Raw genomic sequence first — 26645 nt, forward strand, 5'->3', positions numbered from 1 at the left:
GGAGGCGCACCATTATATAAGCCCGCCGCATGCCTGGGGGGCCGGGCAGCCGGGCAGGGGTGCTGGAAGGACGCCCATTGGTGGGGGAAAGACGTTAGAAGCATGGGTTCCCTCCCGAATGTCTCCCGCGAACCCACACGAATCCGCCCTCCTCGAAGACCTCAACGCGCCCCAGCGCGAGGCCGTGCTGCACGGTGACGGCCCCCTGCTCGTCCTGTCGGGCGCCGGCAGCGGGAAGACGCGCGTCATCACCCGGCGCGTGGCGCACCTGGTGACGGTCCGTCATGTCTACCCGTGGCGCATCCTGGCCGTCACCTTCACCAACAAGGCGGCGCGGGAGATGCGCGAGCGCCTGACGCAGTTGCTGGGCGCCCAGGCGAACGAGCTGGTGGTGAGCACTTTCCACTCCGCGGCGGCGCAGATTCTCCGGCGCGAGGCGGAGCACGTGGGGCTCACGCGCTCGTTCGTCATCTACGACGACTCGGACCAGCTCAACGTGGTGAAGCGCGCCATGCGCGAGGCGGGCATCGAGTCCATGCAGCCGCGCGAAATCCTCCACCGCATCGACCAGGAGAAGAACGCGGCCCGGCTGCCGGAGCAGATGCAGGTGGCGCCCGGCGACGAGCGCGGTCTGCTGGTGCGCAAGGTGTACGCGGCCTACCAGGAACGCCTGCGCGCGGCGAACGCGGTGGACTTCGGGGACCTGCTGCTCCTGCTGGTGAGCCTGTTCCGCACCCGGCCGGACGTGCTGGAGAACTACCGGCGCCGCTTCCACCACGTGCTGGTGGATGAGTTCCAGGACACCAACCCGGTGCAGTACGCGCTGCTGAAGCAGCTGGCGCCGCCGCCCTCCGCGAACCTGGTGGTGGTGGGGGATGACGACCAGTCCATCTACCGCTGGCGCGGCGCGGACGTGGACAACATCCTGGGCTTCCCGCGGCAGTACCCGGGCGCGAAGGTCGTGAAGCTGGAGCAGAACTACCGCTCCGACCAGAACATCCTGGACGCGGCGCACGAGGTCATCCGGAAGAACACGCGGCGCATGGAGAAGAAGCTGTGGTCCGAGCGTCCGCGGGGCCAGACGCTCAACCTGCTGCTCAGCCGCGACGAGCGGGCCGAGGCGCAGGAGGTGGCGCGGCAGATTCTGGCGCTCCAGCGGGAGGGCTTCATCAAGCTCTCCAGCATGGCGGTGTTCTACCGGGCGAACGCGCAGAGCCGCGTGCTGGAAGAGGCCCTGCGCCTGGCGCGCGTCCCGTACACGCTGGTGAGCGGACGCAGCTTCTATGACCGGGCGGAGGTGCGGGATGCCTCCGCGTACCTCCGGTTGATGGTGAACCCGCGCTCGGACGCGGACCTGCTGCGCATCATCAACATCCCGGCGCGCGGCATTGGCGACACCACCGTGGAGCGGCTGACGGACTATGCCAACACCCAGGGCGTGAGCCTCTACGAGGCCCTCTCCCAGCCGGAGCAGGTTCCCGCCCTGAACGGCGCCGCCGTGAAGCGGCTCAAGGGCTTCCGCAACCTGCTGGAGTCCCTGGCGGCGTTCGCGCAGACAACGGAGGACGCCGCGAGCGCGGTGGACCAGATGCTGCGCGAGACGAAGCTGGTGGAGACGCTGCTGGCCGAGGGCAGCGACGAGGCGCAGACGCGCGCGGAGAACCTCCGCGAGTTCCTGGGCGCGGCGCAGGAGTTCGACCTGAACCGGGCCGCCGCGGCGGTGGCGGCCGCCGCGAATCCTCCCGCCGAGGTGCCTCCCGAGGTGGACGCGGCGCCGCTGACGGCGGACGTGCCAGCGCTGCAGGCCTTCCTGGAGCAGATTTCGCTGGTGGGCGAGGCGGACGCGGAGGTGGGCGAGGGCCGGGTGGCGCTGATGACGCTGCATGCGGCCAAGGGCCTGGAGTTCGACGCCGTCTTCCTCACCGGCATGGAGGAGAACGTCTTTCCGCACGCCCGCGCCGTGAAGTCCGAGTCCATGTACCTGACCGAGGACGCTCCGACGGAGGGCGAGCCCTCGGAGGAGATGGCCGAGGAGCGGCGCCTCTGCTACGTGGGCTTCACCCGCGCGCGAAAGCGGCTCTTCGTGAGCCTGGCGCAGTGCCGGTCGCTGTTCGGTGAGCTGCGCTACAACGCGCCCAGCCGCTTCCTGAGGGACGTGCCCCCCGCGCTGTTCGGCATCAGCGAGCAGGAGGTCCCCGAGGCGCCGCGCCCCATGGTGCCCTCGACGCCGCGCAAGCGGACGTGGGACGACGATGATGGGCCCCGCATCGACCGCTCGTACTCGCAGGCGTCGGACATGGATGGCGTCGGCGGGGACGTGCGCGGCATGCGCGTGCGCCACGAGCAGTTCGGCGTGGGCCGCGTGGTGTCCGCGGACGGCAACGGCCCCAATGCGAAGGTGACGGTGGAGTTCGGCGGAAACGTGGGCCTCAAGCGAATCATCGCCCGCTTCCTGATGCCGGCCTGAGGAAAGGGTGCACCCGAGTGGACGAGCCGGTTTGAAGACTTGTCAGCTTCAAGGCTGATGCCGTCGACCGCTTGGCTATCCCCCCTCATGGCGGGGGGAGCTGGATTCGAACCAGCGAAGTCCTGAGTCGCTTGTGGGGCCTGTCCGGCCGGGTGCAGTGAAGAGCAGGACGCGAGGACGCTCGCGCACCTGACAGCTCGAGGTGCCAGTGGCAGAGTCGCGGGCGTGAGACTCGCCTCGCTGACCTGGTGCCTCCTGCTGTGGTGTGTCGTGGGCTGCTCGCGCGGGTTCTCCTCGCAGGAGCTCGGCGTGCAGTACGAGCCGCCCTCCGGCATGGGGCTGCGCTCGGTGGAGGCTGGACCGCCGGCACGCGCGCTCTTCGAGGGCGGACTGGAGCTGCGCTCCGTGCAGGGGGTGCCTCCCGCGTTGGGGGCCGGGCCCGAGGCGGTGCTGGGGGCGGCCGGGATGCCGGTGCCCGGGAAGCTGCTCCAGGACTCGGAGGGCACGCTTCCGACGGGCCCGGTGGCGCGCTACGAGTTCGCCCAGGCGGGTGGCGCGCGGACCCTGGTGTACTTCGTGCCGGGCAAGGCGCGCTTCGTGCTCGTCGTCTTCTCCGCGCCTGAGCGGGACTACGGTGCACGCTCGGCCCGGGTGGAGCGCTCGCTCTCCACGCTGCGGGTGGAGTGAGTCTCCGCCTTGAGGGCTCAGGGGGCGGGGAACCGCAGGCGCCACGCCAGCACGCGCCCGTCCAGCCCCAGCACGATGACCTGGTCGTCGCGCACCACGGGTTTCGTGCGCAGGGGCGTGTCCGCCCGGACCGAGAAGGCGCGTTCCCACGTGGTGGCCTTCAATGCGATGAGCCGTCCCTTCCGCCCGCTGGTGGGGACCAGCAGCAGCTCGTCCCGGACGGGCGCCACCCCCGTGACGAGCGGATCGGGCAGGGGCACGCGCGCGACCTCCTTGCCCTCGGACGGCGACAGCCCGACCAGTGCGGGGGAGTCCCCGCCCGCGCCCACCCACAGGGCGCCCAGGGCCAGTGACGGCGGCCCTGTCAGGCGCTCCGCTGGCGCGTGTTCCCAGCGGACCGCCCCATCCGCGACGCGCAGCGCCACGACAAGGCCCTGGCGGGTGCTCACGTAGAGCGTGTCGCGCCACAGGACCATTCCCAGCACGTCCCGCACGTCCTTCTGCCAGCGCTTGGCTCCGTCCTGGGTGGCCAGGGCCATCAGCCCGGCGTCACCGAGCGCCACCACCACCAGGCCGCCATCGACCACCGGGGTGGGGTAGCCCCGAGGCGCCGCGGTCGGCTCCGGCTTGCCGGGCGGCGGGCGCTCCCAGTCCGTCTTTCCCGTGTCCGCCGCGAGGCGTCGGACCGCTCCATCCGGCGCCACGAGGAAGAGGTTTTTTCCCTCCGCATCCGCCACGGGTGCGGTAAGGACGGGGGGCTCTCCGGTGAGCCGCCATTGCTCCGTGCCGTCCGCGAGTGCCAGCCGGACCAGGCCTCCGCCCACGGTGCCGGCGATGACGCCGTCCGCGAGCAGGGCCGGCCGGGTGGCCACCTCCCTGTCCAGGGGGACCCGCCAGACCACGCGTCCGCTGGAGTCCAGGCGGATGACGGCGCCGGCCTCGTTGGCCGTGAGCACGCCGTCCGCCAGGGCCACCAGGCCCGCGCGCGACGAGGCATCCGTGGAGTAACGGAAGTCACTCTTCGCGGGCTCCCGGCACCCCACGGCGGCCACCAGTGTCAGCGCCAGGGCGGGCAGCAAGGGCGTGCATGGACAGGCGCGGGACGACATGGTTTGGAGGATGACGCAAGGAAGGAACTTGGACCATGCCTACCATTCGTGATGACGAGATTCCCAGCGCCACCGGCATTCCTTCGTCCGCCCGGCGGACGGACTTCATGCCGCCGCCCACCCTGGCGGTGACGGAAGAGCTGCTGCGCGCGCTGCCCAAGACGGACCTCCACTGCCACCTGGACGGTTCCATGCGCCTGAAGACCATCCTCGAGCTGGCCGAGCAGCAGAAGGTGAAGCTGCTCGCCGACACCGAGGACGGGCTGGCCAAGGCCATCCACATGGGCGAGGTGTGCAAGAGCCTGGAGGAGTACCTCGTCGCCTTCGACGTGACGCTCTCCGTGCTCCAGACGGCCGAGGCCCTCTACCGCGCCGCCTACGAGCTGGCCGTGGACGCCGCCGCGGAGAACGTGCGCTGGCTGGAGGTCCGCTACTCCCCCGCGCTGCACCTGCAGAAGGGCCTGAAGATGACCACGGTCATCGACTCGGTGCTCGAGGGGCTGCGTGCCGCCAAGCGCGAGACGGGCATCAAGTGCGGCGTCATCGTCTGCGGCATCCGTCACATCAACCCGCAGACGTCCATGCGGCTGGCGGAGCTGGCGGTGGCCTACAAGAACCGCGGCGTCATCGGCTTCGACCTGGCCGGCGCCGAGGCGAGCTTCCCGGCGAAGGACCACCGGGATGCCTTCCAGCTCATCCTCAAGAACAACGTCAACTGCACCGCGCACGCGGGCGAGGCCTACGGGCCGGAGTCCATCTCCCAGGCCATCCACAACCTGGGCGCGCACCGTATCGGCCACGGCACGCGGCTGCGCGAGGACGGGGACCTGCTCAACTACGTCAACGACCACCGGATTCCGCTCGAGGTGTGCCCCACCTCCAACGTGCAGACGGGCGCGGTGCCCAGCCTGGCGGCGCACCCGCTGAAGTTCTACTTCGACTACGGCCTGCGGGTGACCATCAACACGGACAACCGCCTCATCACCGACACGACGGTGACGAAGGAGCTGTGGACGGCGCACTCGGAGCTGGGCCTGTCGCTGGAGGACCTGACCACCATCCTCGTCTCCGGCTTCAAGAGCGCCTTCCTCCCGTTCCGGGAGAAGCAGGACATGCTGCGGGCGGTGAACGAGGAAATCGCCCAGACGCTGGCGGCCTTCGACCAGAAGCGCCACGTGGTGAAGCAGCCGGCTTGATGACGTGACGTCCAGCGCACCGGTCCCACGGCGGCCATCCGCTGCGTGGGGCCGGCGCTGGCCGTGAGGAGGTGGCACGTGGACCTGGAGCTGGGTGGCAAGGTGGTGCTGGTGACGGGGGGCTCGGACGGACTGGGAGCGGCGGTGGCCCGCAGGCTCGTCCGGGAGGGGGCGAAGGTGGCCCTCTGTGCCCGCGGTGTGGAGCGGCTGGAGGCCACCGCCGCGGCCCTTCGCGCCGAGGGCGGCGACGTGCTGACGGTCCAGGCCGATGTGTCACGCGCCTGGGAAGTGGAGCACTTCATCGACGCCGCGCACGCGCGCTTCGGACGCATCGACGCGCTGGTGAACAACGCGGGCTCCGCCGCGGCCCGGCCCTTCGCCTCCGTGAGTGACGCGGAGTGGGAGGCCGACCTCCAGCTCAAGGTCTTCGCGGCGATTCGCGCCTCCCGGCAGGCGCTCCCGTTCCTGAAGGAGGCGGGCAACGCCGCCATCGTCAATGTGCTGGCCATCGCGGCGAAGACGCCGGGGGCCAACTCCACGCCGTCGTCGGTGTCGCGCGCGGCGGGGCTGGCGCTGACGAAGGCGCTGTCCAAGGAGCTGGGCCCCCATGGCATCCGGGTGAACGCGGTGCTGGTGGGCATCATCGAGAGCGGCCAGTGGGTGCGCCGGGCCCAGGAGGTGGGCAAGCCCGTGGAGTCCTTCCAGCAGGAGATGGCCCGCCACGCGGGCATCCCGCTGGGCCGGGTGGGGAAGGCGGAGGAGTTCGCGGACACCGTGGCCTTCCTGCTGTCCCCACGCGGTGGCTACATCAGCGGCGCGGCCCTCAATGTGGACGGTGGCCTGTCCGCGGTCGTGTAGCGCCCCGTCAGGAAAGGCCCCAGTGCCCGTGCGTGCACGGTGAGGACGGCTTCGCGCCGTCTGGCGACCGCGGCTGCTGACCCAAGGTCCCTCATCTCTTCCGTCACGTCCCCCCGGCTGTGCCCGTCCTCGGGCCCCGGGGCATTCCTGAGCTGGGTCATGCAGCCGAAACTGAATCGGCTTCTCCGGGCGCTTGCCCGCGAGGGGCTCGAGGTGGCCTATGACGGCCGCCTCTACTCCGTGCGCCTTCGGGGCGATGCGCATTCACCGCCCGCCGAGGTGCTCCTTCCTCCGGACCTGCCCGTGGAGGGCAAGGCCTTCCAACAACTCGCCCAACTGGCCGCTGTCCGGCATCCCGCGGGTGGCGAGGTGCTGCGCGTGCGCGCCACCCCGGACTTCCACCCGGGGGACTCGGGGGTGGCCATCGGCTCGGTGCTCCATACGAGGGGCCTGGTCGTCCCCGGCGCCATTGGCACCGACATCAACTGCGGCATGCGCTTGCATGTCGCGGACATTCCCGCGGAGGCCTTCCTGGCGAAGCGTGATGCCTTCGTCGAACGGATGAAGGGCCACTACTTCTTCGGTACCCGGGACGTGGCCATGTCGTCGCGAGCGTCCGAGGCGCTGCTGCGCGATGGCGTCCAGGGCTGGCTGGTGGAGACGCTGGAGCGCCCGCTGGGCTGCGCGGGCCGGGCCGACCTGAGCCAGCTCGACGCGGAGGTCGCGCGCATCCACCTGGGGGGCGGATTGAAGGGCCATCCGTCCTGGGCGCCCGAGGCCCTCACGCGCGAAGGCGTGGTGCGGGACGCGGGACTGGCCACCATTGGCGGCGGCAACCACTTCGTCGAGGTGCAGCGCGTGGAGGCGGTGGAGGACCGGACGCACGCGTGGCGCTGGGGTGTGCGTGAGGGGCAGCTCGCGTTCATGATTCACTCCGGCAGCCGCGACGTGGGCAAGCACGTGGGCGTGGCCTGGCAGGAGCGGGCACGCAGGGCCTGGCCCCAGGGCACGCCGCTGCCGGAAGGCGGCATCCTCCCGCTGGCGGAGGAGCGGCTCGTCGCCGAGTACCTGGAGGCGGAGGCGACCGCGGCCAACTACGCCTTCCTCAACCGGCTGCTCCTGGCGGAGCTGCTGCGCCAGACGCTCCGCGAGCTCTTCGGCGACGTGGAGGCGCCGCTCGTCTACGACGTCCCGCACAACCTGACCTTGCCCTACGAGGGGGGCTGGCTGGCGCGCAAGGGGGCCTGCCCGGCCGGGGCGGAGCAGCCCGTCATCATCCCCGGCTCCATGGGGGCCACCTCCTTCCTCATGGTGGGGTGTGGCGATGCGCGGGCGCTGGAGTCCGCTTCCCATGGCGCGGGCCGCGCGCGCTCGCGTTTCTCCCTGTCCCGAGGGGGGGCCGACCGCAGCGAGACGGCCCTGGGCCTGACGGGGGTGGACTGCATCACCCTGCGCGCGGAGCGCCGCGTCGAGGAAGCGCCGGCGGCGTACAAGCCCATCCGCCCCGTGGTGGATGCCCAGGTGGAGGCCGGTATCGTCCGGGAGGTGGCCCGGCTTTCCCCCCTGCTCACCTTCAAGGCCTGAGCGGGGCGGGGAGGGCGCACGTCATTTCCCTTGGCGCGCTCCCCTGACTCCGAGTGGAATGGCCGCGCGCGGGCCCACTGCCCGCACACCATTCACGCGGCACAGAGGGGTACTGGGGACCATGGAGAACACCTACGGAACGATGAACTCTCCCGGCGGCGCGGGCGCGAAGGAAGCCGTGTCGTTGCCGGCCATCCTGCTGATGGTCCTGTCCGCCATCTCCGTGCTGCTGGGGCTCATCAACGTGCTCCAGGCCTTTGGTGGGACGGACCCCGAAATCACGCAGATGCTCGAGGACCCCAACCTGCCCGAGGGCGCGCGGCAGGCGCTCGCCACCGTGAGCACCACCGGCGGCAAGCTTCTGCTCGCGCTGCCCACGCTCGTGCTCAACGCCATCGTCTTCTTCGGCGCCCTGAAGATGAAGAACCTGCAGAGCTACGGGCTGGCGATGGCCGCCTCCATCATCGCCGTCATCCCCTGCTGCGGCCCCTGCGCCTGCCTGGGCATCCCCGTGGGCATCTGGTCCCTGGTGGTGCTCAACAAGCCCGAGGTGAAGTCGGCCTTCACCTAATCCCGGCGCCAGGCCGGCCGTCGCTCCTGGAGCGCGGCCGGCCGCTGCTTCTGCATCCGCACACACGCCAGCTGCACCTCGGGCGTGAGCGGGCGCAGCGCTGCGTGCACGGAGGCGTATCCGTGCCGCTGGTAGAAGTGCTCCGCGTTCAGGCTCGCATCCAATCCGACGAGCGCCGCGCCGCTGCGCCAGACGGTGGCCTCCAGCGCGGACAGCAGGGTGGCGCCCACGCCATGCCCGGCCTCGTCTGGGATGACGTACAGCGCCTCCAGCTCACCCACGCCCGCATCCACCTGGCCGAAGCCCACCGCGCGCCGGCCTCGCTCCGCCACCAGCACCGTGCGTGGGCGGTCCGGGCGCAGGTAGCCCTCCGGCTTCAGCAGCCGCACCCAGGTCCTCACCTCATGCGGCGCGTAGGCGCTCTGGCACAGCGCCTCCACGGCCTGGGTGTGGATGCGCCACAGCGTGCGCCGGTCGGACTCCCTCGCGGGTCTCAGGAGGAGTCCGTCCGTGCCCATGGGCGCCTCAGGTCACCTTCATGCCCTTGGGAATCACCACCACGCCCGCGGGCGTCACGTGGAAGCGCCGCTTGTCCTCCACCGGGTCGAACCCGATGGTCATCCCCGGCGGAATCTCCACGTTCTTGTCGATGATGGCCCGGCGGATGCGGCAGCGCCGGCCGATGGTGACGTTCTCGAAGAGGATGGAGTCCTCCACCTCCGAGTACGAGTTGACGCGCACCTTCGGGGACAGCACCGAGCGCCGCACGCTGCCGCCGGAGATGATGCAGCCCTCCGCCACCAGCGTGTCCATGGCGTGGCCCACGCGGTGGTTCTGCTCGTCCGCGAAGACGAACTTCGCCGGCGGGTAGTTGTTGGGCTGGGTGTGGATGGGCCAGCGGTCGTTGTAGAGGTTGAACGTCGGGTCCACCTCCACCAGGTCCATGTTGGACTGGTAGTAGACGTCGATGTTCCCCACGTCCCGCCAGTAGCCGCGCTCCTTGGCCTCCTGGCCGGGGACCTCGTTCTGGGCGAAGTCGTACACGTACACCGGCGCGCGCTTGTAGAGCTCGCTGATGATGGACTTGCCGAAGTCGTGGGCGCTCGTCTCGTCCGCGGCGTCCCGCACCACCTCTTGCACCAGCGTGTCGGTGTTGAAGAGGTAGTTGCCCATGGAGGCCAGGCACATCTTCGGGTTGCCCGGCATGGGCGGCGGGTCCTTGGGCTTCTCCAGGAACTGCCGCATCCGCCCGTCCGGCCCCACGTCGATGATGCCGAACTCGCGGCCCTGCTCGATGGGGACGGGAATCGCGGCCACCGTGCACGCCGCCTTCTTCGCGCAGTGGAAGTCCAGCATCTGCCGCGTGTCCATCCGGTACACGTGGTCCGCGCCGAAGACGAAGATGTGGTCGGGCTCCTCGTCGGTGACGATGTTGAGGTTCTGGTAGATGGCGTCCGCGCTGCCCTTGTACCAGTCCAGCCCCGTCCGCATCTGCGCGGGGACGGCTTCCACGTAGTGGCCCAGGAACGCCGTCATCCGCCACGCGCGGGACAGGTGGTTGTTGAGCGAATCGCTCTTGTACTGCGTCAACACCTTCATCCGGTAGACGCCGGAGTTGGCGAAGTTCGAGAGGACGAAATCGATGATGCGGTAGCGACCGCCGAAGGGGACCGCGGGCTTCGCGCGCTCGCGCGTCAGGGGCTCCAGGCGCGTGCCCGCGCCTCCAGCCAGAATCATCGCCAGGACTTTGGACATAGGTGCGCCGGACGTTAGTCGTCCCCGGAGGGCCGGCAAGGGCACGCGCGCCTGCCTGCCCGCCATCGTTGAGTGCCCAACCGCCTGTTCAGGTGTCCTGCCCGGCGTTCAACGCCGGACGCCCCGGGTTGCCGTCCCCGGGGGCCCGGCGGCAGCCCCGGATTTCCATGTGGGAGAAACGCCGCCAAGGGCCGATGAACCGGCTCCAGCCGCGTTGCGTGGCGTCTGCCGAGGCTGTCGTGCTAGCCTCGTTTCCGATGGCCGGCGACGAAACCCGCGTCACCAAGATCTCAACGCTCAACGTGCATGCCCACCGCAGCACGGAGTGTTGTCTCGTGCAGATTCATGGCCCGGAGCTGGGCAAGAAGTACCTCATCGAGGACACCGAGCTCACCATCGGGCGGGATCAGCACAACCACGTCGTGGTGGACCTGGACAACGTGTCCCGCCGCCATGCCCGCATCCTGGGGCGTGGCGGGAAGATGCTCGTCGAGGACCTGGGCTCCACCAACGGCACCTTCCTCAATGACCAGGAAGTGCTTCAGGCCTCGCCGCTGCGCAGCGGGGACCTGGTCAAGGTGGGGGGCTCCATCTTCAAGTTCCTCGATGGCGACAACATCGAGACCCAGTACCACGAGACCATCTACACGCTGACCATCGCGGACGGTCTCACCGGCATCAACAACAAGAGGTACTTCCTGGAGTACCTCGAGAAGGAGATGGGCCGGTCCACGCGTTATCAGCGCTCGCTGACGCTGATGATGTTCGACATCGACCACTTCAAGCAGATCAACGACGTCCACGGCCACCTCGCCGGGGACTACGTGCTGCGGGAGCTGGCCCAGTCCATCAAGCGCCTGGTGCGCCGCGAGCAGTGTTTCGCCCGCTATGGCGGCGAGGAGTTCGCCATCGTCCTGCCCGAGGACGGGCCGGAGAAGGCGCGCCTGTTCGCGGAGAAGATTCGCCGGCTCATCGAAGGGAAGTCCTTCGTCTACGACGACAAGGAAATCCCCGTCACCATCTCCATCGGCGTGGCCGAGCAGACGTCGGACATGGTGGAGCCCACGCACTTCATCAAGGTCGCGGACGCCAACCTGTACAAGGCGAAGAAGTCGGGCCGCAACCGCGTGGTGGGGTAGGCCGTGGCCGCGAGCGAAGCGGGGCCGTCATTCCTGGCGCGGTTGGTGCTGGTGCTCCTCGGCTGCGTCTTCCTGGGCGCGGCCTGGGTCTGGAGCCACCGCTCCGAGCCGTGGGCGGCGCGGCTCGTGGACAACGCCCAGCGCACGGTGGGCCTGCCGCGGCGGTAGGGGCATGCGATTGGCGATGCGCTGATTGGGGCCGCGCGGCGGGTGCGCATGTCGCAGCGATGGCAGCGAGCCGCCTGGCATGGATAGGGGCGGCTTGGGCTACGCGGCAGCGACTCAGGGCGTCGGGGCGCTCACCACGGCGAGTCTAGGCGCGGGCGTCCCTGGCACGGACGCCCACCTCGGCGGACATCACGTGTTCTCCCGCAGCTCCGCCAGTCGGCCCTTGGTGCCCGGCAGGCACTGCGGCGGCATCTTCCCGTAGATGTGCTGCACCGTCTCCGCGAGCGTCTCCTGGACGTCGCGTGCGCGGAAGCCGAGCTGGGCCTCCGCCTTGGACGCGTCCAGCCAGAACCAGTGCTCGCCGATGTCGATTTCCTGCGGGTCCAGCGTCGGCGTGGTGCCGCGCACCTTGGCCCAGCGCTCCAGCAGCTTTCCCCCAAGGACGTTGACCTGGGACGGCAGCTTCAGCCTGGGCGCGGGCACGCCGGACAGGCGCTCCAGCCGGTGGAAGAACTCCTTCATGGACATGTTCACGCCCATGAGGTGGCGGCCGTACACCTCGCCCCGCGTGAGCGCCTGGACGAAGGCGTCCGCCGCGTCGCGCGCGTCCACGAAGGAGATGCCGCCGCCCGGCATGGCCGGAATCTCGCGGTTGAGGAACTTCACCACCGTCCACGTGGAGGACAGCCGGTCATCCCCCGGCCCCATCAGCAGGCTGGGGTTGAGCACCACCAGGGGAATGGCGTGCTTGCGGCAGTACTCCAGGGCCAGCTTCTCCTCGTAGATTTTGGACAGGTAGTACGGCCACCGGCCCACCGTCGTAATCGGGTAGTCGTCGTCCTCGTTGCGGACGCGCTCCTCCTTCGACACCGCGATGGTGCCGGAGGTGGAGGCCAGTACCACGCGCTTCACGCCGGCCTCGCGGACGTCGCGCAGCAGCTCGCGGGTGCTGTCCACGTGCAGCTCGAACATCTTCCGCGCGTCCTTCGGCTGGAAGGAGACGAGCCCCGCCAGGTGGTAGACGGCGTCCACGCCCTCCAGCGCGCGGCGGACCGCGTCCCGGTTCTTCAGGTCACCGGGGACGTACTCCGTCCCCGCGTAGGCCGCGCCCGAGGGCTGCGAGCGCCCGATGAGCCGCACCGCATGGCCCGCCGCCACCAGCCTGGGCACCAAGTGCGTGCCCAGAAAGCCCGTGCCTCCCGTCACCAGCAGCTTCACGAGTCCTTCCCTTCCGTGGACGTGGTGGACGCGGCCGCGCGCGCGGCTGCTCCGGTCAGGGGCACGTCGGCGCGCTCCAGGTTCAGCACCCGGCCATCGCGCAGCGCGCGCATGGCGTCCTCGGCGATGCGGGTGACGTAGCGGTAGCCCTCCGAGCGCGCCATGCCCTGCACCCGCGTGCGCAGCTCCGTGTGGCTCAGCACCGGGCCGATGTTCACCCGAAGGGGCGTCTTCGTCCTGGGCAGCACGTTGCCCTTGGGCAGCGCGTCGAAGGCGCCGCCGATGTAGAGCGGCAGCACGTCCACGTGGAAGGTGAGCGCCAGGTAGCCCAGCGTGGACTTGAACTCCTGCAGCTCACCGGTGGTGGAGCGCGTGCCCTCGGGGAAGATGAGGACGTTGAAGCCCTGCCGCAGCGCCTCGCCCGCCATGCGCAGCGACTCGCGCAGCGAGCCCTGCCGCTCGATGGGCACCAGGTTGGTGAAGTTCTCGAACCAGGCGCGCTTGAGCGGGGTGTTGAAGAAGTAGTCGCGCGCCGCCAGGGACACGAGCCGCTCGCCCTGGTCCCCCAGCGCCACGCGGACCAGGCCCGCGTCCAGGTGGCTGGCGTGGTTGGCGATGACGAGGAAGTTGCGGTTCTGCGGGATGAAGGGCTTGCCCGTCACCTTCACGTCGAACACGCCGCCGTAGAGCACCTTCTGGCCGAAGGACAGGAGCTGCCGGCCCACGTCCGCCACCACGTCGGGCACCGGAATCTCCACCTCCTCGGCTCGCTCGTTCTCCCTGGAGATTTCCTTCGCCCGCGTCTCCACGGCGGGGCGCTTGCCGGAGGACGCCACCACCTTGCGCAGGTCCTCCACCGTCTGCACCTGCGTCAGGTCCTCCACCGCGGGCAGGGGCACGCCGGCCGCCTCCAGCGCGGAGGACAGCTCGGTGAGCATCAGCGAGTCGAAGCCCAGGTCGCCGCTGAGCAGCGCGTCCGGCCGCACGTCGGCCACCGGCCGGTGACAGACGTCCGCGATGAGCGGGTAGAGCCAGTCCGCGATGCCACCCGTGGTGGGGCTGGCCGCCTTCTCGCGCGCCTTGCTGGCGCTGGCCGCCATGCGCTCCTGCCGCTTGAGCTCCTCCACCACCTGCTTGCGCTTCACGCTGCGCTTGGCGGTGCGCGGCAGCTCGCCGTCCCACAGGCGCAGCACCTTCACGCGGCGGTAGAAGGGCATGCCCGCGCCCACCTTGCGGAAGTGCTCCTCCAACTCGCGGCGGACCTCCTCGCGCGGGCGGTCGCCGTAGTCGGGCACGCACAGGCACGCCACCTTCTCGCCGCCGGCCTCGTCGGGCAGGCCGACGATGGACAGCTCCTTGATGTGCGGGTGGTCCTGGTACAGCTCCTCCAGCTCGTCCGGGTAGATGTTCTTCCCGTTGTGGTCGATGATGACGTCCTTCGCGCGGCCCACCAGGTACAGGCGGCCCTCCGCGTCCAGACGTCCCAGGTCGCCCGTGTGGAGCCAGCCGTCCTTGAGCACCGCCTCGGTGGCCTCGCGGTCCCCGAAGTAGCCGGGCATGACGTTGGGGCCCTTGGCGAGCACCTCGCCCAGCCCGTCGCTGTCCGGGTTGAGGATGCGCAGCTCGATGCCGGGCAGCGCGCGGCCCACCGTGCCGGGCTGGCGCTTGTTGCCGGGCTTCGTCACCGCCAGCACCGGCGCGGCCTCCGTCAGGCCGTAGCCCTCCGTGATGTTGAAGCCCAGCTCGTGGAAGGCCTTGTGCACGTCGTCCGGCAGCGCCGAGCCACCCGACACGATGACCTTGATGCGCCCGCCGAACTTGCGGTGCACCGGCCAGAACAGCAGCTTGCCCAGGTTGATGTTGTTGCGGTTGCGCAGCTCGCCGTGGGTGGCCATCAGCGCCTTCAGCGCCTGCTCGATGAAGGGCGGGCGGCTGGCGAACTCCTGCGTAATCTTGCGGTGCAGCAGCTGCCACAGCGCGGGGACGCCCACCATGGCGGTGATGCGGCCCGTCTCGAACACCTCGCCCAGCCGGTCCGACGTGAGCTCGTCGATGTACGTGATTTCCGCGCCGCGCCAGAACGGCGTGAGGAAGCCGGCGGAGAACTCGAAGGTGTGGTGCAGCGGCAGCACGGACAGCACGCCGTCGCCCACGCCCACGTCGAAGGCGCCGGCCAGCTTCGCCACCAGCGAGGCGAAGTTGCGGTGGGTGAGCATGACGCCCTTGGGCGTGCCCGTGGTGCCGGAGGTGAAGATGACGCTGGCCACGTCGTCCGCGGCGGCCGACTTGCGCACGGGGCCGATGCGGTCCGGGTGCGCCGGGTCGCCCGTCATCGCCTCGGCGAGGCTGGCCACGGTGACGCCGTCACCCAGCGCGCTGACGAGGCCGGGGAAGTCCCGCGCCACGTCTTCCGACACGAGGCACGCGCGCGCCTCCGCGCGGCGGGCGATGTTGAGCAGCTCCGCCTCGCTGAGGCCCGGGTCCACCGGGACGGCGGTGGCGCCCGCGCGCAGGATGCCGAAGTAGCTGATGCCCCACTCGGGCCGGTTCTCCGACGCCAGCAGCACGCGGTCGCCGCGCTGGATGCCCGCGCGCAGCAGGAAGCTGCCCACGCGCGCCGAATAGCGGTGCACCTCGCCGTAGGTGAAGCGCTCCTCCTTCTCGCCCGCCACCATGCGGAAGGCCACCCGGTGCCGGTACGCGTGCACCGTGGCCTCCAGCAGCTCCAGCAGGTCGCGGTGCGCGGGGATGACGGTGCGCTTCTCGCGCTCCTCCTCCATGCCCGGGAACACCCACTTCTCCAGGCCGGGGAGGTGCGTGTTCATGAAGTAGTCGCGCCAGTCGATGTTCTCCGGGTCCCAGGGGACCTTCATCCGGTCCGCGTGCGCCATGCGCGCGTAGACGGAGCGCGTGTTGTCGCAGCGGAAGACGTAGCGGTTCTCGTAGAGGAAGGGGAGGAACAGCTCCGTCAGCGCGATGATGCCCTGGGCGTTGTCGTCCACCTCGTCCAGCGACACCTTCGCCTTGTCCAGCATCGCCTGGATGGACGGCGCGCCCCACGCGGGCCGCACCTCGTCGATGGCCTTCTTCAGGAAGCGCGCGCCGCGCGACAGCATGGGCGCGCTGAACAGCTCGAACTCCTTCTTGCTGACCGGCTGCGGCTCCAGGCGCGAGCGCAGCTTGTTCATCAGCTTGTTGCCGGACTCGCGGTTCCGGTAGAAGCGGCGCCGGTACAGGCCCACCAGCTCCACCGAGCGGCCCGCGTAGAAGGGGTTCTCGTCGCCGGACGCGAGCTGGTAGATGCGCCGCTCCTCCACCGTCATCGCATGCGCGGTGATGCCGATGGTGGCGCCCGCCACCTGGTCCACCGGGATGATGTCCAGGATGGTGTTCTCACCGGCGGGGATGCCGCCGGGGCCCTTGATGCCCGCGAAGGCCAGCGGCGCGGAGGTGGTGAAGCCCTCGTTCCACCCGGGGAAGGGGAAGTGCCGCGCGCTCTCCACGATGGACGGCCGCACGATGGAGTAGCGCAGGCCCGGGGTGGCCGCGAGCACCTGCTCGCCCAGGGACTTGGTGTACGTGTACGTGTTGGGCCAGCCCCAGTGGGCGGCGCGCTCCATGCCGGCGCGCACCAGCTCGCCGCTGAGCCACAGCTTGCGCTCGCGGCCCACCGCCAGCCGCAGCGTCTTCTCGTCGTTGGTGTCGCGGCCTTCCTCGGCCAGGCGGTCCAGCGCCTTCTTGCGGAAGGTGGACGTGAGGGCCCGGTCCTCGGCCTGCTCGCGCAGCCGCGCGACGATGCGCGCCGAGTCCTCCAGCTCCTGCTCCAGGCTGAAGTCGCGGCCGTCCAGCTCGCCCCGCTTGGGGAAGTAGCCGCGAATCTCCTCGTCCTCGAAGACGAGCCCGCTGCGGTTGCCGGCCACGAAGGCCGTGGACATGTGCACCAGCGGCACCGACCAGCGCAGCGCCAGCTCCGCGGCGAACTTCAGGCCGTGGGTGTTGACGTTGAGGCCCACCTCCAGCGACGGGTTGAAGGACACCAGGCCCGCGCAGTTGATGAAGGCGTGCACCTTGCCGGTGAGCTCCGCCACGCGGGCCTCTTCCAGGCCCATCCACGGGTCGGTGATGTCGCCGTCCAGCACCTCCACCTTCTGGCGGATGAAGGCCAGCGCGCCCTCGTCGCCCAGGCTGTCGCGCAGCGGCTGGAAGGGCTCGCTGGTGGCCACCTTGTCGAAGAAGCGGCGCTCGGCGGACGCGGCGCTGCCCTTGCGGACCAGCACGTACACCTTGTCCAGCTCCTGCCCGTAGCGGGTCAGCAGCATGGACAGCGTCACCTTGCCCACGAAGCCGGTGGCGCCCGCGAAGAGCAGGCGCTTGCCGGTGAAAGTCTGCGTGACGTTCAGCTCGGGAAGCGGCGACATGGGCGTCCTCACTTCACGTCCACCATCACCGTGGGCGCGATGCGCAGCAGGCTGATGGTGGCCGAGCGGCCCATGAACCCGCGCGCCTCTTCAATGGCCTCGGTGAGCGTGTCGGTGCGGTCCCAGCCGAGCAGGGCGGGGACGTGGTTGTTCTCCGCGCCCGCGACGATGACCTTGCCCACGTGCTGGCGGCCATTCTCGCCCCAGTACCACATATAGAAGGGATGCACACCGTGGTAGGCGTTGCCCTTGCGGTACAGGTGCACGTAGCTGGGGTTCTCCGCGAACTCCTTCTCGTACTTGTGCTCCAGCTTCATGGAGTCGCGCGTCTCCGGCAGCAGCCGGTGGAAGAACTCGATGTAGCTGGGGTGGTGCTCCGGGTCGAACTCGTCGTAGGCCGGGTGCAGGAGGATGAGCACGCCGCCCTTCTTCACCAGGGGCACGCCGCGGTTCAGGTTGTAGAAGTAGCCCAGCCCCATCACCTGCACGAGCAGCGGGTTGAGGATGGAGTTGACGCTGTACGGAGAGATGAACGGGATGGGGAAGATGACGATGTCGCTCTGCCCCTCCACCGGCACCACGTACTGCTTCCAGCTGGTCTCCAGCGTCTTCTGGTGCGTGGGCTCCGTGGCGCCCGCGTAGACGCCCGTGACCTCATAGGGCGCCGGCACGGAGTTGAGCACCTTGCGCGCCGCCGCGCGGGGCATCTTGGACAGCGCGAAGCGCATGGCCTGGAACTTCAGCCGGTCCGCCTCCGTGTAGTCCTCTTCCTTCTTGGCGAGGAAGTCGGTGGGGCCGCCGAACATGCGGTTGTTCAGCGCCGTCTCGATGTGGAAGACCTTCAGGTGCTTGTCGATGTTGCGCCCGATGCGCTCGTTGCTCTTGTAGAGCGCGCTGGCCTTCGGCTCCATGTAGCTGTCCGAGGCGCGGATGGTCTTCGGGTTGTGGTGGTGGCGCAGCGACGCGTAGTTGGACACGCCGGTGCCCATGGACTTGTGCCCGCCGTTCATGGGCACGAAGTTCACGTTCACGTAGACGATGAGGTCGCTCTCCGCCACGCGGCGGTTCACCGACACCTCTTCACCGTGGGACGTGCGCTCCAGCGCGACCATCCCGTCCGGGTCCTCGGCGTCGTGGTTGTAGTAGCGGTCCGGGTAGTAGGCGTCGAAGATCTTCTGGCCCACCATGCGCCGCATCTCGGCTTCCGTCATCCGGCGGTGCAGGGCGTTGGCGATGACCAGGTGGATGTCGTCCACGCCGCTGTCGGCGGCCAGCTCCAGGACGATTTCCAGGATGCTCTGCCGCACGTCCGGCGTCACCATGGGCGGCAGCGGCACGCTGATGTCGTCGATGACGCAGGTCAGGCGCATGCCCGGCTTGAGCAGGGCGTGCAGCGGCTCCATGCCCTCCGGGTGGTTGATGGCGTAGCGGATGGCGGCCTTGACGTTGGGCACGCCGGCCAGCGGCGGGCGCGGGAAGATGACCCGCGTGCCCACCGGCAGGTCCTCTTGGAGGAAGTTCTCGCCGTGGAAGAGCACTCGCGGCGGGCTGCCCTTCTCGGTGATGACGACCTGGCTTTCCTCGTCGTACAGCTTCTGGAGCGTCTTGAACGGGCGCATGGAGATGGGGGCTCCTACTTGAGGTCGAGGATGGGCCAGTTGTAGGCGCGCGCGATGGAGCGCAGCCGCAGGTCCGGGTTCACCGCGGTGGGTCGGCCGACCACCGCGAGCATGGCGTAGTCAGAGGCGCTGTCGGAGTAGCCGTGGCACTTGTCCAGGGTCAGGCCTTCCTTGGTGCAGTAGGCGCGGATGGCGTTGGCCTTGTTCGCGCCCTCGATGATGGGCGGAATCACCTTGCCCGTCGCCTTGCCGCCCACGAACTGCATCTTGTTGGCGATCAGGTCGTCGGCACCCAGGTGGCGCGCCAGCGGGCGCATGGTGAAGTCCAGCGCACCGGTGACGAGGACAATCTTGCAGCCGCTGCGGCGGGCCTGGTCGATGAGGTCCTGCGTCTGCTCGTAGAGGGCCGGCTGGAGCACGTCCTCGAACATGTCCTCGGCGATGGTGACCAGGCGGTCCTCGCTGAGGCCGGCGTAGTAGCGGTAGAAGAACTCGTTGAACGTCTTGCGGTCCAGCGCGTCCATGACACCGAACAGCGGCACGCTGAGCGCGGTGCTCAGCGTCCTCCCGGCGATACCCAGGACCGAGCCGCGGTTCATCGCGTAGTACGCGTAGACGTGGACGACGTTCGTCTTCACGAGCGTCCCGTCGACATCGAAGAAGGCAGCTTTCGAGGGCATGTGGCTGCGGGCTTCCTGACACTCCGAGGGGGGTAAGGTCAACGATACCGGCCGTGAGGGGACCTACAGCCAGCCCTGCTCTCGATACCACCGGGCGCTGCGACGGATGGAGTCCGCCAGGTCACGCCGGGGGTGAAAGCCGAGCAGCCGCTCGGCCTTGGCGCCGGAGCACGTCCAGGCGGGTGCGAGCAACTGCCGCGCCAGCTTCCGGTTCAGGGGCAGCTTGCGGCCCGTCAGCTGCGACACGCCGTCCGCCGCGGCGGCCAGTGCCTGGAGGACGCCTGGACGCAGACGCACCGTGCGAGGCTGCAGCCCCAGCGCCTGCGCGCCCAGGTCCTGGACGGCCTCCAGGGACAGGGGCTCGCCAGGGCCGGCGCAGAAGAAGGCCTCGCCCAGCGCCGCGGGGTGGGTGGCCTGGAGCACGAGCAGGTCCACCACGTCCTCCACGTCCACCATGGTCAGGGGCCGGGGACCTCCGGTCAGCTCCAGGCGGATGCCCCGCTGCGCCAGCTTGAAGAACGGGAGGTTCTCCTTGTCCCAGGGGCCGAGGATGCGCGGCGGGCGCGAGACCGTCACCGGCAGCCGGTCCGCGTACGAGAAGGCGATGCGCTCCGCTTCCGCCTTGCTCTCTCCGTACCATTCGTATGGTTGGAAGGGGTCTTCCTCCACATGGGGCCGGCTCGGCGTGGAGGGCCCGCAGGCAGCCAGCGAGCCCGCAAGGACCAGGCGGGGGCGGTGGCCCGTGGCCACCATGGCCTCGCACAGATTCCGGGTGCCCTCCGCGTTGACGCGCATGAAGTCGTCCCGTGTCGCGCCGCGGCGCACGCCCGCGAGGTGGAAGACGACGTCCTGGTCGGCCACCGCGGCCGCCAGCGTGGAGGGGACCGTCACATCGCCCTCCGCCCGCGTGTACGCCACGCCCGCGAGCCCCGAGGCGTCTCCCCCCGGTCGCAACAGGCATGTGACGCTGTCCCCGCGGGCGGCCAGGGCCTTGGCCAGCCACGTTCCCAGGAAGCCGCCTGCACCGGTGATGAGGGCTCTCATGACGGCTTTTCATCCAAAAAAACACACCACGACCGCAAGGGGAATCCAGCGGCGGTTGGGGTGACTGGACGCTCCGGTAAGGGGTTTCCCGAGGGAAGATAGCGCTCCCGCGCCTGATTTTCGGCCCGCGGACGCGTTCCGGAGCGCAGCCGGTAGGATCGCAGCGTTCGCGCCGGAGCCGGATTTTCGGGCCCCAGCGGCGTTCAAAGCGGGGCGCTCAGAGGGAAAAACGCAGGAGAGGGCTGTTTTTCGGGCTTGGGCGTGCTACTTCTACGCCGCATCGGCTGTCGCTTCACGTAAGCAACGCCGTACAACGTCCCCTTCGGAGGGGAGGAGACTCAAGACGAATGGCCGCCAAGAAAGCTGCTGCGAAGAAGGCTCCCGCCGCCAAGAAGACCGCTGCCAAGAAGCGCACGCCGAACGCGTCGTTCATGAAGGAGATGACGCCTTCCCCCGCGCTCGCGGAGATTGTCGGTTCCAAGCCGCTGCCGCGCACCGAGGTTGTCAAGAAGCTCTGGGCCTACATCAAGAAGCAGGGCCTGCAGGACGCGAAGAACAAGCGGCAGATCAACGCCGACGACAAGCTCAAGCCCATCTTTGGTGGCAAGAAGAACGTCACCATGTTCGAGATGACGGCGCTGGTGAACAAGCAGCTGAGCTGAGCACCGGCCGGGGTCTCCCGGTGGCCGTACTCGGGGCTCGCCGCGATATGCGGCGGGCCCCTTGCATTTCCAGGGGTTGGGAAGCAGCGCGGAGCGTTGGATAGAGGGCGGACGGGTGACTGCGTGCTGGCGGACGGGGCGCTGGCGGCCTACCTCTGGGCCACATGTTGCTCGACGCCTTGGAAGAAGAGGGGACCGCCTCGAATGGGGCGGGTGGCACCACGATGACGGCCGAGGCCCTGGCCGAGGGCCTCTACATCCGCGTCCGGGACGAGCTCGAGTCGCGGCCGCACACGCCCCTGTCCACGTACCGGGTCCAGTTCCACAAGGGCTTCACCTTCGACGACGCGCGCGAAGTCGTGCCGTACCTGGCCCGCCTGGGGGTGAGCGACCTCTACGCCTCGCCCTACCTGAAGGCCACGCCCGGCAGCACGCATGGCTACGATTGCGTGGACCACCAACAATTGAATCCCGAGGTGGGCACGCCCGAGTCCCACGCGGCGCTCTGCGCGGCGCTGCGTGAGCGGGGCATGGGGCAGGTGCTGGACGTGGTGCCCAACCACATGGGCATCGAGCGGGACAACCGCCTCTGGTTCGACGTGCTGGAGAACGGGCCGTCGTCCGTCTACGCGAAGTTCTTCGACATCGACTGGGCGCCGGTGAAGGAGGAGCTTCGCGACCGGGTGCTGCTGCCGATTCTGGGGGACCAGTACGGCATCGTCCTGGAGCGGGGGGAGCTGAAGCTGTCCTACCGCGAGGGCGCCTTCTTCCTCCATTACTACGAGCACACGTTGCCGGTGGCGCCGCGCCAGTACGCGCGCATCCTGCGGCACGGGCTGGAGCGGCTGGAGGCCCGGCTGGGCGCGGAGCACCCGTGCATGGTGGAGGTGCTGTCCATCCTCACCGCCATCGAGCACCTGCCCGCGCGGACCGAGGTGGAGCGGGCCCGGGTGGTGGAGCGCCACCGGGAGAAGGAGGTCATCAAGCGCCGGCTGGCCGCGGTGACGGCGGAGTGCCCGGAGCTGCAGGCATACATCGAGGACAACGTCCGCGTCTTCAACGGTGAGCCGGGCAACCCGCGCTCGTTCGACCTGCTGGACTCGGTGCTGACGGCATGCAGCTACCGGCTGGCGCACTGGCGGGTGGCGGGCGAGGAGATCAACTACCGCCGCTTCTTCGACATCAACGGCCTGGCCGCCCTGCGCGAGGAGGACCCGGACGTCTTCCAGGAGGCCCACGCGCTCATCTTCCGCTGGCTGCGCGAGGGGCTCGTCACCGGGCTGCGCATCGACCACCCGGACGGACTCTTCGACCCGACGGCGTACTTCCTGGACCTGCAGGAGGGCTACTTCGTGGAGCGCGCCCATGCGTTGTTCCTCGAGTCCCACGCGGAGGACGACACGCGCTGGCCCGCCGTGGAGGCCACGCTGCGCGAGCGCTGGCGCGCCGAGGTGACGCAGCATCCGGACAGCCCGCTGCGCAAGGCGCTGTACGTGGTGGTGGAGAAGATTCAGGGCGGGCGCGAGCGCATGCCCGAGGCCTGGGCCGTGCACGGCACCACCGGCTACCGCTTCGCCAACGCGGTGAGCGGCCTCTTCGTGCAGCCGGACGCGGAGAAGGCGCTGACGGAGACGTACGAGCGCTTCGTGGGCGGCCAGGCGGACTTCGCGGAGCTCGTCTACCAGAAGAAGCTGCTCATCATGCGCGTGTCCATGGCCAGCGAAATCAACGTGCTGGCGCACGAGCTCAACCGCATCTCGGAGATGAATCGGCGCACGCGCGACTTCACGCTCAACTCGCTGCGGCGGGCGCTGGTGGAGTTCATCGCCCTGTTCCCCGTCTACCGCACCTACGTGGACGGCTGGCGCCCGGAGCTGGACGCGCGCGACGTGCAGTACATCGAGTGGACCATCCAGCGCGCCAAGGAGCGCAACGCCACCACCAACGCCTCCATCTTCGACTTCCTGCGCGACATCCTCCTGCGCCGCTACCCGGAGCACGTGGACGCGCGGGAGCGCGCCGTCATGCTGCGCTTCGCGATGAAGCTGCAGCAGGTGACGGGGCCCGTCATGGCCAAGGGCCTGGAGGACACCGTCTTCTACATCTACAACCGGCTGGTGAGCCTCAACGAGGTGGGCGGCGAGCCGGAGCGCTTCGGCGTCCATGCCAACACCTTCCACCTGCGCAACCAGGAGCGCGCGGAGCGCTGGCCGGCCAGCCAGCTCACCTCCAGCACCCACGACACCAAGCGCAGCGAGGACGTGCGCGCGCGCATCAACGTGCTGACCGAGGTGCCGGACACGTGGCGCAAGCGCGTGAAGAAGTGGGCCCGGCAGACGGAGAAGGCGGTGTCGCTGCTGCCCTCCGGCCCGGCGCCCACGGCCAACGACATGTACCTCTTCTTCCAGACGCTGGTGGGGGCCTGGCCCATGGGCGCGTCCCACTCCGCCGAGGAGATGGCGGACTTCCATCGCCGGGTGCGCGAGTACATGGGCAAGGCCATCAAGGAGGCCAAGGTCCGCACCTCGTGGACCAACCCGGACGGCGCCTACGACGACGCGGTGGCGCGCTTCGTGGACGCCTGCTTCGACCCGAAGGTGACGGGCGGCTTCCTGGAGGACGTGCGGGACTTCAAGCGCTCCATCGAGCGCGCGGGGCAGTACAACGCGCTGGGGCAGCTCCTCTTGAAGCTGGCCTCGCCGGGCGTGGTGGACACCTACCAGGGCTGCGAGCTGTGGGATTTGTCGCTGGTGGACCCGGACAACCGGCGGCCGGTGGACTTCGCCCTGCGCTCGCGGCTGCTGGAGGCGCTGGACGCCGAGGCCGCCAGGGATAGGGCCGCGCTGAGCGGGCAGCTGGCGGCGGACATGGATGATGGCCGGGTGAAGCTCTATGTCCTGGCCGAGTCCCTGCGGCTGCGCCAGCGCCAGCCGGTCCTGTTCCGGAGCGGGGGCTACCGGGCGCTCGAGCTGACGGGCCCCCGGGCGAAGGCCGCCGTCGCCCTCGCGCGCGAGCATGGCGAGGAGGTGGTGGTGGCCTGCGCGCCGCGTTACACCCAGTCCGCGCTGGAATCCCCCGACGGACTGGCCGGGGCCTACGGCAGCACGTTCCTGGACCTTCCGGAGGCATATGCGGGCATGATGTTCCGCCATGTGTTCACCGGACGTCAGGTTCGGCCTGAGCGTGGACCGGGCGGCGCGGTGCTGCCCCTCGGGCCGCTCCTGGCGGAGTTTCCGGTGGTGTTGCTGGAGAGGAGCGCCGGATGAGGAGGGCCGAGGTGCTTCCAGGGAAGCCGTATCCCCTGGGCGCCACGTTCGATGGGCACGGAGTCAACTTCGCCGTCTTCAGCGAGCACGCGAAGAAGGTCGAAATCTGCCTCTACGACGCGGCGGACCCGGCGAAGGAGACGCGCCGCTTCCCCCTGCTGGAGACCACCCACCAGGTGTGGCACGGCTACGTGCCAGGCCTCCAGGCTGGAACCCTCTACGGGCTGCGCGTCCACGGGCCCTACGAGCCGAAGAAGGGGCTGCGCTTCAACCCGCACAAGCTGCTGGTGGACCCCTATGCCCGCGCCATCCACGGCAAGGTGGACTACCAGGCGCCCATCTACGCCTACACCCCCGGGGCGAAGGAGGAGGACCTCGCCTTCGACACGCGTGACGACGCGGCGGCCGTGCCCAAGGGCGTGGTGCTGGGGCCGGACACCTTCGACTGGGAGGGCGACGCGCCGCCGAACGTGCCGTGGCACGACACCCTCATCTACGAAGTCCATGTGAAGGGCTTCACCAAGCTGCACCCGCGCGTGCCGGAGGCCCTGCGGGGCACCTACGCGGGGCTGGCGCACCCGGCCAGCATCGAGCACCTGAAGAAGGTGGGTGTCACCGCGGTGGAGCTGCTGCCCATCCAGCACATCGTCGACGAGCCCTTCCTCATCCAGCGCGAGAAGGTCAATTACTGGGGCTACAACACGCTGGGCTACTTCGCGCCGGACGCGCGCTACAGCGGCTCGGGCTCGCTGGGCGGGCAGGTGGACGAGTTCAAGCAGATGGTGAAGCAGCTGCACCGCGCTGGCATCGAGGTGCTGCTGGACGTCGTCTACAACCATACCTGCGAGGGCAACCACCTGGGCCCCACGCTGTCCTTCAAGGGCGTGGACAACGCGGCCTACTACCGCCTCACGGAGAAGGACCCGCGCTACTACATGGACGTCACCGGGTGCGGGAACTCGTGGAACGCCACGCACCCCTATGCGCTGAAGCTCATCGCCGACTCCCTGCGCTACTGGGTGGAGGAGATGCACGTGGACGGGTTCCGCTTCGACCTGGCCACCACGCTGGGCAGGGACCGCCACGGCTATGACACCCGCGCGGCCTTCTTCCAGATCATCCACCAGGACCCGGTGCTCAGCCGGGTGAAGCTCATCTCCGAGCCCTGGGACGTGGGCGACTTCGGCTACCAGGTGGGCAACTTCCCGGTGCTGTGGAGCGAGTGGAACGGCAAGTACCGCGACACCATCCGCCGCTACTGGAAGGGGGACGACCGGCAGGCGGCGGAGATTGGCTACCGCCTCACGGGCAGCTCGGACCTGTTCTCGCTGTCGGGGCGCAAGCCCACCGCGAGCGTGAACTTCGTCACCGCGCATGACGGCTTCACGCTGCACGACCTCGTCACCTACAACGACAAGCACAACGAGGCGAACGGCGAGGAGAACCGCGACGGCGCCAATGACAACCACTCCTGGAACTGCGGGGTGGAGGGCGAGACGACGGACGCGAAAATCAATGCCCTGCGCGAGCAGCAGAAGCGCAACTTCCTGGCCACGCTCTTCCTGTCCCAGGGCGTGCCCATGCTGGTGGCCGGCGACGAGATGGGCCGCACCCAGAAGGGCAACAACAACGCCTACTGCCAGGACAACGAGCTGTCGTGGGTGAACTGGGAGCTGAACGACACGCAGCGGGCGCTGCTGGACTTCACCTGCGCCCTGACCAAGCTGCGGCGCGAGCAGCCGGTGCTGCACAAGCGGCGCTTCTTCCGCGGCGCCCACATGTGGGACAGCGAGCTGAAGGACCTGGCGTGGTTCCGGCCCGACGGCAAGGAGATGCGCAAGGACGACTGGGAGAAGCCCTACGTGCGCTCCCTGGCGTTCCTGCTGGGCGGTGACGCCATCGCCGCGCCGGACGAGGAAGGGAACCGGATTGTCGGGGACACGGTGCTGGTGCTGATGAACGCGCACCACGAGCCCATCACCTTCATGCTGCCGGCCCTCGAGTGGGGCGCGGACTGGGAGCGGGTGGTGGACACCGCCGTGTGCGGCGAGTCGCCACGCACGCACACGCCGGCGGGCGGCAACGTCCAGGTGGCGGGCCGCTCCCTGGTGGTGCTGCGCCGCCCGGCGACGGAGTAACCCCCCGCTTCAACGCAAGGGGTCGACGGCCAGGCGCGCCGCCAGTAGGGTGCGCCCCCTTCGGAC

The 26645-nt window shown here is 69.4% G+C and carries 19 protein-coding genes; 11 read left to right on the top strand and 8 right to left on the bottom strand.

What is annotated here, in order from left to right:
• The first annotated feature begins 118 nt into the window (after positions 1-118).
• Entirely contained in the window at positions 119-2467 is a 2349-nt protein-coding gene (locus tag VZL07_RS21735; RefSeq protein ID WP_426749518.1) for an ATP-dependent helicase, read from the top strand.
• Positions 2468-2692: 225 nt separating this feature from the next.
• Positions 2693-3154, top strand: coding sequence for a hypothetical protein (locus VZL07_RS21740; RefSeq protein WP_426749519.1), 462 nt, complete (start codon positions 2693-2695; stop codon positions 3152-3154).
• 17 nt (positions 3155-3171) lie between these two features.
• On the opposite strand, the gene VZL07_RS21745 is transcribed toward VZL07_RS21740, so the two are convergent.
• Entirely contained in the window at positions 3172-4233 is a 1062-nt protein-coding gene (locus VZL07_RS21745) for a PQQ-binding-like beta-propeller repeat protein (RefSeq protein ID WP_426749520.1), read from the bottom strand.
• Between the two features lie 65 nt (positions 4234-4298).
• Here VZL07_RS21745 and add point away from each other — a divergent pair, with 65 nt between their 5' ends.
• The 4 genes from add to VZL07_RS21765 all read left to right on the top strand — a co-directional run bounded on the left by add (position 4299) and on the right by VZL07_RS21765 (position 8472).
• Positions 4299-5459: an adenosine deaminase gene (gene add, locus VZL07_RS21750; RefSeq protein WP_426749521.1), complete on the top strand. Its 1161-nt coding sequence runs from the start codon at positions 4299-4301 to the stop codon at positions 5457-5459.
• Between the two features lie 78 nt (positions 5460-5537).
• Positions 5538-6317 (top strand): SDR family oxidoreductase, encoded by a 780-nt coding sequence (locus VZL07_RS21755; RefSeq protein WP_426749522.1) that lies wholly within the window; start codon positions 5538-5540, stop codon positions 6315-6317.
• A 159-nt stretch (positions 6318-6476) separates the two neighbouring features.
• The gene (locus tag VZL07_RS21760; RefSeq protein WP_426749523.1) at positions 6477-7901 is read left to right on the top strand and encodes an RtcB family protein; all 1425 of its coding nucleotides are present in this window, start codon (positions 6477-6479) and stop codon (positions 7899-7901) included.
• 121 nt (positions 7902-8022) lie between these two features.
• Positions 8023-8472 carry a hypothetical protein gene (locus tag VZL07_RS21765; RefSeq protein ID WP_426749524.1) on the top strand — a complete coding sequence of 150 codons (450 nt, stop codon included), beginning with the start codon at positions 8023-8025 and terminating at the stop codon, positions 8470-8472.
• Here VZL07_RS21765 and VZL07_RS21770 read toward each other — a convergent pair.
• Both VZL07_RS21770 and glgC read right to left on the bottom strand, forming a co-directional pair.
• A complete protein-coding gene (locus tag VZL07_RS21770; RefSeq protein ID WP_426749525.1) occupies positions 8469-8990 on the bottom strand; it encodes a GNAT family N-acetyltransferase in 522 nt (173 codons plus the stop codon). The genes VZL07_RS21765 and VZL07_RS21770 overlap by 4 nt on opposite strands.
• Positions 8991-8997: 7 nt before the next feature.
• Positions 8998-10227, bottom strand: coding sequence for a glucose-1-phosphate adenylyltransferase (gene glgC, locus VZL07_RS21775; RefSeq protein WP_426749526.1), 1230 nt, complete (start codon positions 10225-10227; stop codon positions 8998-9000).
• Between the two features lie 257 nt (positions 10228-10484).
• On the opposite strand from glgC, the gene VZL07_RS21780 reads away from it, so the two are divergent.
• Together VZL07_RS21780 and VZL07_RS21785 are read left to right on the top strand one after the other, a co-directional pair.
• The gene (locus VZL07_RS21780) at positions 10485-11366 is read left to right on the top strand and encodes a diguanylate cyclase (RefSeq protein ID WP_426749527.1); all 882 of its coding nucleotides are present in this window, start codon (positions 10485-10487) and stop codon (positions 11364-11366) included.
• 3 nt (positions 11367-11369) lie between these two features.
• Entirely contained in the window at positions 11370-11534 is a 165-nt protein-coding gene (locus tag VZL07_RS21785; RefSeq protein WP_426749528.1) for a hypothetical protein, read from the top strand.
• A gap of 189 nt (positions 11535-11723) precedes the next feature.
• Here the strand turns inward: VZL07_RS21785 and VZL07_RS21790 are convergent, their stop codons facing one another.
• The 5 genes from VZL07_RS21790 to VZL07_RS21810 all read right to left on the bottom strand — a co-directional run bounded on the left by VZL07_RS21790 (position 11724) and on the right by VZL07_RS21810 (position 20513).
• Positions 11724-12752, bottom strand: a complete 1029-nt coding sequence (locus VZL07_RS21790; RefSeq protein ID WP_426749529.1) for an NAD-dependent epimerase/dehydratase family protein — start codon at positions 12750-12752, stop codon at positions 11724-11726.
• A complete protein-coding gene (locus tag VZL07_RS21795; RefSeq protein ID WP_426749530.1) occupies positions 12749-17170 on the bottom strand; it encodes an AMP-binding protein in 4422 nt (1473 codons plus the stop codon). The genes VZL07_RS21790 and VZL07_RS21795 overlap by 4 nt, the downstream gene beginning before the upstream one ends.
• 8 nt (positions 17171-17178) lie before the next feature.
• The gene (locus VZL07_RS21800; RefSeq protein ID WP_426749531.1) at positions 17179-18789 is read right to left on the bottom strand and encodes a lactate racemase domain-containing protein; all 1611 of its coding nucleotides are present in this window, start codon (positions 18787-18789) and stop codon (positions 17179-17181) included.
• 14 nt (positions 18790-18803) lie between these two features.
• Positions 18804-19469, bottom strand: a complete 666-nt coding sequence (locus VZL07_RS21805) for an HAD family hydrolase (protein ID WP_426749532.1) — start codon at positions 19467-19469, stop codon at positions 18804-18806.
• Between the two features lie 63 nt (positions 19470-19532).
• Positions 19533-20513 carry an NAD-dependent epimerase/dehydratase family protein gene (locus tag VZL07_RS21810; protein WP_426749533.1) on the bottom strand — a complete coding sequence of 327 codons (981 nt, stop codon included), beginning with the start codon at positions 20511-20513 and terminating at the stop codon, positions 19533-19535.
• 347 nt (positions 20514-20860) lie between these two features.
• Between VZL07_RS21810 and VZL07_RS21815 the strand changes: the two genes are divergently transcribed.
• The 3 genes from VZL07_RS21815 (at position 20861) to glgX (ending at position 26579) form a co-directional block, all read left to right on the top strand.
• The gene (locus VZL07_RS21815) at positions 20861-21175 is read left to right on the top strand and encodes an SWIB/MDM2 domain-containing protein (protein ID WP_426749534.1); all 315 of its coding nucleotides are present in this window, start codon (positions 20861-20863) and stop codon (positions 21173-21175) included.
• Between the two features lie 164 nt (positions 21176-21339).
• Positions 21340-24441 carry a malto-oligosyltrehalose synthase gene (treY, locus tag VZL07_RS21820; RefSeq protein WP_426749535.1) on the top strand — a complete coding sequence of 1034 codons (3102 nt, stop codon included), beginning with the start codon at positions 21340-21342 and terminating at the stop codon, positions 24439-24441.
• Entirely contained in the window at positions 24438-26579 is a 2142-nt protein-coding gene (glgX, locus tag VZL07_RS21825) for a glycogen debranching protein GlgX (RefSeq protein WP_426749536.1), read from the top strand. Before treY ends, glgX begins: the two co-directional genes overlap by 4 nt.
• Positions 26580-26645 lie beyond the last annotated feature (66 nt).

Source organism: Pseudomyxococcus flavus (assembly GCF_050038885.1).
Taxonomy (GTDB): Bacteria; Myxococcota; Myxococcia; order Myxococcales; family Myxococcaceae; genus Myxococcus; species Myxococcus flavus.